Genomic DNA, 1485 nt, shown 5'->3' with positions numbered 1-1485 from the left:
ACCCCACGCGGTCCGGGGGCGGAACTCGGGGATCCCCACCCCGAATACCGCCGAGTTCCGCCCCCAACGCGGAAGGGCGGGCAGCTCTAGTCGATGCCGCGGGCGGCCAGGGCGTCCCCGACGTCGTGCGCGTAGTCGTTCGTCGGGGTCCGCGGCGGGACGGGTCGGGCCGCCAGGGCGGCGGCCAGGGGGGTGATGCTCACGCGCGCTCCCCCGTCTCCGTCAGGGCCGGGTGGCGGTACGGCCGGGCGGGGGCGCCGTCGGCGACGACGCGGGCGCCGCGATAGACCGTGTGGCGTACCGCGCCCGGCAGGTCCATGCCCCGGTACGGGCTGTTGCGGGACTTGGTCAGGTGCTGCTCGGGGTCCACGGTGCGGCGGGCCTGCGGGTCCACGAGCACGAGGTTGGCCACGGCGCCGACGCGCGGGACGCCGCGCTCGTCGGCCTGGCCCTGGTCGCTCAGGCCGGCGATCCGGGCCGGCGCCGTGGACATCACGCGGGCGACGCCGGCCCAGTCCATCAGGCCGGTGTCCACCATCGCCTGCTGCACCACGGACAGGGCGGTCTCGAGGCCCGTCATGCCCATCGCCGCGACCGTCCACTCGCACTGCTTGGTCTCGGCGGTGTGCGGGGCGTGGTCGGTGCCCACGGTGTCGATGGTGCCGTCGGCCAGCCCGGCGCGCAGGGCCATCACGTCGGACTCGCGGCGCAGCGGCGGGTTGACCTTGAACACGGGGTCGTAGGATCGGACGAGCTCCTCGGTGAGCAGCAGGTGGTGCGGGGTGACCTCGGCGGTCACGGCCACGCCCTGGGCCTTGGCCCAGCGGATCAGCTCGACGGAGCCGGCCGTGGAGACGTGGCACACGTGCAGGCGGGAGTCCACGTGCTGGGCCAGCAGCACGTCACGGGCGATGACGGCCTCTTCCGCCACGGCGGGCCAGCCGGCCAGGCCGAGGACGCCGGAGAGCTCGGACTCGTTCATCTGGGCGCCGGCGGTGAGGTTGGGCTCCTGCGCGTGCTGGGCCACGAAGCCGCCGAAGGACTTCACGTACTCGAGGGCCCGGCGCATCAGCACGGCGTCGTGGACGCACATGCCGTCGTCGGAGAACATCCGCACGCGGGCCTGCGAGTCGGCCATCGCGCCGAGGTCGGCCAGGGCCTCGCCGGCCAGGCCCACGGTCACCGCGCCCACGGGGTGCACATCGCACCAGCCCGCGTCCCGGCCCAGCCGCCACACCTGCTCCACCACGCCGGCGGTGTCGGCCGTCGGCGTCGAGTTGGCCATCGCGTGGACCGAGGTGAAGCCGCCCATCGCGGCGGCGCGGGTGCCGGTCTCGACCGTCTCCGCGTCCTCCTTGCCGGGCTGGCGCAGATGGGTGTGCAGGTCGACGAGCCCGGGCAGCAGCACCAGGCCGGCGCAGTCGACCTCCTCGGGGGCCGGGTCGAGGCCGGCGGCGTGGGTCGCGGCGTCCGGGCCGAGGGCGA

1 protein-coding gene is annotated in these 1485 nt (G+C 75.4%); it reads right to left on the bottom strand.

Features of this window, described 5'->3' with window-relative positions:
• Positions 1 to 199 precede the first annotated feature (199 nt).
• Positions 200 to 1485 (bottom strand): dihydroorotase (locus D8M29_RS12100; protein ID WP_127446016.1); only part of this gene is annotated, 1286 nt, incomplete at its 5' end.

It is taken from the genome of Micrococcus sp. HSID17227, from assembly GCF_003989405.1.
In the GTDB taxonomy this organism is placed as follows: Bacteria; Actinomycetota; Actinomycetes; order Actinomycetales; family Micrococcaceae; genus Micrococcus; species Micrococcus luteus.
Note: the sequence above shows the minus strand (reverse complement) of the source record. Positions and strands in the feature narration are given on the sequence as shown.